This is a genomic window from Mycobacterium sp. E3247 (genome assembly GCF_001667785.1).
In the GTDB taxonomy this organism is placed as follows: domain Bacteria; phylum Actinomycetota; class Actinomycetes; order Mycobacteriales; family Mycobacteriaceae; genus Mycobacterium.
Genome location: NZ_LZJG01000089.1, coordinates 1 through 4,849, shown reverse-complemented (window position 1 = coordinate 4,849; position 4,849 = coordinate 1). Strand labels below are relative to the sequence as shown.

The window sequence follows — 4,849 nt, the reverse complement described above, 5'->3', positions numbered from 1 at the left end:
CCGATGATCCCGCTCGACGACGCGCTGCGCCCCAAGTGGTTGTTCGGCAACACCGTCCACGAGGGCTGTGACCGCGCCGGCTACTACGAGCAAGGTGACTTCGCCACCGAATACGGGTCACCCAAATGCATTGTCAAGCTTGGCTGTTGGGGTCCGGTCGTGAAGTGCAACGTGCCCAAGCGCGGGTGGATCAACGGTGTCGGCGGCTGCCCGAACGTCGGCGGCATCTGCATCGGGTGCACCATGCCGGGCTTCCCCGACAAGTTCATGCCGTTCATGGACGAGCCGCCGGGCGGCAAGCTGTCCAGCACCGCGGTCGGCCTGTACGGAACCGTGATTCGCAGCTTGCGGGGTATCACCGCGCGCACCGTCGACAAGGAACCGCGGTGGCGCCACAGCGGGAACCAACTTACCACCGGGGCGCGCCGGACCTGGTAGGTCGCCTACCAGCTCGGCGCGCTTCGTCCTCACCATCTCCAGCCCTCAGGCCCAACGGCCCACAGCGGGAAGAAGTAGCGCGATGACAACCATCATTCCGGAGCCCACCCACGCCAACCGCGAACCCGGCCAACTGGTCGACATGGCCTGGGACCCCATCACCAGGATCGTGGGCAGCCTGGGCATCTACACCAAGATCGACTTCGAGAATCGTGAGGTCGTCGAGTGCCACAGCACCTCGTCGATCTTCCGCGGCTACTCGATCTTCATGAAGGGCAAGGATCCTCGCGACGCCCACTTCATCACCAGCCGCATCTGCGGCATCTGCGGCGACAATCACGCCACCTGCTCGTGCTACGCGCAGAACATGGCGTACGGGGTCAAGCCGCCGCATCTCGGCGAGTGGATCGTCAACCTGGGCGAGGCCGCGGAATACATGTTCGACCACAACATCTTCCAGGAGAACCTGGTCGGCGTGGACTTCTGCGAGAAGATGGTCTCCGAGACCAACCCGAGCGTGCTTTCGCTGGCGGAGAAGACGCCCGCGCCGCAGGCCGGGGCGCACGGGTACCGGACGATCGCCGACATCATGCGCTCGCTGAACCCGTTCACCGGCGAGTTCTACCGCGAGGCGCTGGCGGTCAGCCGCTGGACGCGAGAGATGTTCTGCCTCATGGAGGGTCGCCACGTGCACCCCTCCACGCTGTACCCCGGCGGCGTCGGCACGGTCGCGACCATCCAGCTGATGACCGATTACATGACGCGGCTGATGCGCTATGTCGAGTTCATGAAGAAGGTCGTGCCGATGCACGACGATCTGTTCGACTTCTTCTACGAGGCGCTGCCCGGGTATGAGAAGGTCGGGCTGCGCCGCACCCTGCTCGGCTGCTGGGGCTCCTTCCAGGATCCCGAGGTGTGCAACTTCGCATACAAGGACATGGAGCGCTGGGGCAACGCCATGTTCGTGACCCCGGGCGTGGTGGTCGACGGAAAACTCGTCACCCACTCGCTGGTGGACATCAACCTAGGCATCCGGATCCTTTTGGGCAGTTCGTATTACGACGACTGGACCGATCAGGAGATGTTCGTCAAGACCGATCCGCTGGGCAACGCGGTGGACCGGCGCCACCCGTGGAACCAGCACACCAACCCGCACCCGCAGAAGCGCGACATGGACGGCGGCAAGTACAGCTGGGTGATGTCGCCGCGCTGGTTCGACGGCAAGGACCACCTGGCGCTGGACACCGGCGGCGGCCCGCTGGCGCGGCTGTGGGCGACCGCGCTGGCCGGGCTGGTCGACATCGGCTACGTCAAGGCCACCGGCAACAGCGTCAAGATCAGCCTGCCGAAGACCGCGCTCAAGGGCCCGGTCGAGTTCGAGTGGAAGGTACCCAAGTACGGCAGCAACACGATCGAACGCGACCGGGCGCGCACCTACTTCCAGGCCTACGCGGCGGCCTGCGCGCTGCACTTCGCCGAGAAGGCGCTCGAGGAGATCCGGGCCGGCCGCACCAAGACGTGGGAGCGCTTCGAGGTGCCCGACGAGGCCATCGGCTGCGGATTCACCGAGGCGGTGCGCGGCGTGCTCAGCCACCACCTGGTGATCCGGGACGGCAAGATCGCCAACTACCACCCGTACCCGCCCACCCCGTGGAACGCCAACCCGCGCGACAGCTACGGCACGCCGGGGCCGTACGAGGACGCGGTGCAGGGCCAGCCGATCTTCGAGGAGAACAGCCGCGAGAACTTCAAGGGTATCGACGTCATGCGCACGGTGCGCAGCTTCGACCCGTGCCTGCCCTGTGGCGTGCACATGTATCTGGGTAAGGGCAAGACCCTGGACAGACTGCACACGCCGACACAGTCACCCGTCGGGCAGTGATGATCGCAAGGGCGGCGAAGCCGGGCGCGGCGGGTCATCACCAGCAACGCGGTGAGCAGATGGTGGATCGCCCGGAAACCCTTGGCGACAACGACGCGCAATGGCGCACAGCGGGCGATCGGATCCAGACCCTGCTGGACTCCTGTGCAGCGGGCGGTGCGGCCGCGCAGGAACGCGCCCGGCAGCTGGTCCGCGAGGTGGTCGGGCTCTACGGGGCCGGGCTGGAGCGGATCATGCTGTTGGCTCAGGACGGTCCAGGCCCCGGCCTGGCCGAGCGGCTGGCCACCGACGACCTGGTGGCCAGCCTGCTCTTGATCCATGGCCTGCACCCGCACGACGTCCGCCGCCGGGTGTCCGACGCGCTCGACCGGGTGCGGCCGTACCTGGGCTCGCACGGCGGGGACGTGGACCTGATCGAAGTGACGGAGAGGCCCGAAGGTGTTGCCGTGCTCCTCGCTTTCAAAGGCAGCTGCAAGAGCTGTCCGTCGTCGGCGGTGACGCTGGAGTTGGCCGTCGAGGACGCGGTGCGCGCCGCGGCCCCCGAGATCTCCTCGATCGAGGTGGTGGCGGCCGAGCCCGGCACCACGACCGTCATCCCGGCCGAATCGCTGCTGGCGCGCGTGCATTCCAACGGCTCCGGCAGCTGGCATCCGGCGCCCGAGCTGGCCGACCTGGCACCCGGGGAGGTGGCGGGCTATCGAGTCGACGCGACCACCGTGCTGGCGTGCCGGGTCGGCGATCAGACTTTCGCGTACCGGGACCATTGCCCGGTGTGTGACGCCACCCTGGCCGGTGCGAAACTGTATGGGACGCAACTGCGTTGCCCCCGCTGTCAGACGGACTTCGACGCCGTACATGCCGGGGCCGGCGTGAACGGCGCGCACCTGGATCCCCTGCCCCTGTTGGCCCGCGACGGCGTGCTGTCGGTGGCGTTGCCGGCCCGGGAGCCGGCGCAAGCGATGGGAGCCCCGGCATGACGACCCCGTACGAGGTCCTCACCCGGATCCGCAGCAACCGGCCGGCCCCCGAACCGGCCGGTGAGCGCTGCGAGATGTGCTCGGAATCGGTCGCCGACGAGCATCAGCACGTGGTCAATGTGGCCGACCGGCAGCTGATGTGCGTGTGCCGCGCCTGCTACCTGCTGTTCACCGACTCCCGTGCCGAACTGCGCTACCGCGCGGTGCCCGACCGGTATCTGTCCTTCCCCGACTTCGCGCTGGACCGGCGCGCCTGGGAGGCACTGCAAATCCCGGTGGGGGTCGCGTTCTTCTTCACCAACTCGGCCCTGGGGCGCACCGTCGCCTTCTACCCCGGACCGGCCGGGGCGTGCGAATCCGAGCTCGCCCTCGACGTGTGGGACGCGCTCAGCGGCGCCGACGCCCGGGTGGGCCTGCTGACGGACGACGTGGAGGCGCTCCTGGTGCGCGTCCCCGAATCCGGTTCGCCGCAAAGCTATCTCGTTCCCATCGACGCCTGCTACGAATTCGTCGGGCGGCTTCGCCTGCTGTGGCGCGGGTTCGACGGGGGGCAGGAGGCCCGTGAGTTCATCGACGGCTTCTTCTCCCGCCTCGAGGCCCGCGCAGTCAAGACACCGCCATGATGGACATCGACTTCTCGGTCCTTGACGTGGCGCCCGAACCGTACGCCGTCACGCCGGTGCTGACGGCGCGGGTCGCCGTGGCCACCGGCGGCGCTGACGGCGGGGACCCGGTGCACGCGATCGCCCTGCGCTGCCAGGTCCGCATCGAGCCGCTGCGGCGGTCGTACTCCGACGACGAGGCGGCCGGCCTGACGGACCTGTTCGGGCCGCGCGAACGCTGGGCGAGCACCCAGCGCACCTTCCTCTGGCAGCACTGCACCGCGATGGTCCAGGGCTTCACCGGCAACACGACCGTCGCCCTGCCGCTGGAGTGCACCTACGACTTCGAGGTCACCGCCGCCAAATACCTGCACGCACTGCGTGACGGCGCCGTGGCCCTCCAATTCCTGTTCAGCGGAACGATTTTCGTCCGGTCCGACCGCGGGTTCTCCGTCCAGCAGATCCCGTGGGACTGCGAAGACCGCTACGACATGCCGGTCGCGGTCTGGCGGCAGCTGATCGCCCAGCACTACCCGAACGCCGGATGGCTGCGGCTGAACCACGAGACGATCGCCGCGCTGGCGGCCTACAAGTCGGCCCACGGGCTGCTCGATCTCGACCACGCGATCACCTCCCTGCTGGACGCGGACCGGGAGACGGCGCGGTGACCGCGGACCGGGCCCGCGCCGTCGCCGACGCGGTGCTCTACGAGGGCTACCTGCTCTATCCGTATCGCGGAACGTCGAGCAAGAACCAATCCCGCTGGCAGTTCGGCGTTCTGGGACCGCCCGGGGCCGCGGACGCGGGCCTGGGCGAGGACGCCACCCTGGCGGCGCAGTTCCTGGTCCAGGGCGCGCGGGAGTTGCACCTGGTGGTGCGGTTCCTGCAGCTGCAGCACCGCCGGGCCGAGCGTGAGGTCGCCCCCGGCGAATACCGGCCCGTCGACCAGC

4 protein-coding genes and 2 pseudogenes are annotated in these 4,849 nt (G+C 68.4%); all 6 read left to right on the top strand.

All coding sequences use genetic code 11. The annotated features are described in order from the left end of the window. Positions 1-438: pseudogene (locus A9X04_RS04835) on the top strand (hydrogenase expression protein HypE); the annotation flags it as partial. A gap of 82 nt (positions 439-520) precedes the next feature. Next, positions 521-2,320, top strand: coding sequence for a nickel-dependent hydrogenase large subunit (locus tag A9X04_RS04830; protein ID WP_067918259.1), 1,800 nt, complete (start codon positions 521-523; stop codon positions 2,318-2,320). Positions 2,321-2,379: 59 nt separating this feature from the next. Continuing rightward, entirely contained in the window at positions 2,380-3,297 is a 918-nt protein-coding gene (locus A9X04_RS04825) for a NifU family protein (protein ID WP_067918262.1), read from the top strand. After that, positions 3,294-3,920 carry a DUF5947 family protein gene (locus tag A9X04_RS04820; protein WP_067918258.1) on the top strand — a complete coding sequence of 209 codons (627 nt, stop codon included), beginning with the start codon at positions 3,294-3,296 and terminating at the stop codon, positions 3,918-3,920. The genes A9X04_RS04825 and A9X04_RS04820 overlap by 4 nt, the downstream gene beginning before the upstream one ends. Continuing rightward, complete coding sequence (locus A9X04_RS04815) at positions 3,917-4,567, top strand: DUF6084 family protein (protein ID WP_067918257.1); 651 nt, start codon at positions 3,917-3,919, stop codon at positions 4,565-4,567. Before A9X04_RS04820 ends, A9X04_RS04815 begins: the two co-directional genes overlap by 4 nt. After that, positions 4,564-4,849, top strand: a pseudogene (locus A9X04_RS04810) (hypothetical protein); the annotation flags it as partial. The gene A9X04_RS04815 and the pseudogene A9X04_RS04810, both read left to right, overlap by 4 nt.

Excerpts from the sequence above, each read along its gene's own strand:
- A9X04_RS04820 (WP_067918258.1), top strand. The coding sequence starts at position 3,294 with ATGACGACCCCGTACGAGGTCCTCACCCGGATCCGCAGCAACCGGCCG.
- A9X04_RS04830 (WP_067918259.1), top strand. The coding sequence starts at position 521 with ATGACAACCATCATTCCGGAGCCCACCCACGCCAACCGCGAACCCGGC.
- A9X04_RS04825 (WP_067918262.1), top strand. The coding sequence starts at position 2,380 with ATGGTGGATCGCCCGGAAACCCTTGGCGACAACGACGCGCAATGGCGC.
- A9X04_RS04815 (WP_067918257.1), top strand. The coding sequence starts at position 3,917 with ATGATGGACATCGACTTCTCGGTCCTTGACGTGGCGCCCGAACCGTAC.